Raw genomic sequence first — 216 nt, forward strand, 5'->3', positions numbered from 1 at the left:
GCGAGAGTTTCTGGAAGTTCCTTCCCCGTACGGTGCTGGGTGGCATCAAATCCTCCATCAGGATTGAGAAGGCGCGGCTTGCCCGCAAAGGCAAGGGCTTCTGGAGCCTGGATAATGAGTTGTTGCAGGGCTGGGCCATGAGCGCCGGGTTCTTTGGCGCGACAACCTTGGTTTGCGGCCCACGGGCAGTACCATTCCTGGCGGCCCAGGCGGTGT

Annotated in this window: 1 pseudogene; it reads left to right on the top strand. The window is 61.1% G+C overall.

The annotated features are described in order from the left end of the window. Positions 1-216, top strand: a pseudogene (locus B2W52_RS10360) (alkane 1-monooxygenase); the annotation flags it as partial.

It is taken from the genome of Marinobacter sp. UBA2498 (assembly GCF_002341575.1).
Classification (GTDB): Bacteria; Pseudomonadota; Gammaproteobacteria; order Pseudomonadales; family Oleiphilaceae; genus Marinobacter; species Marinobacter manganoxydans.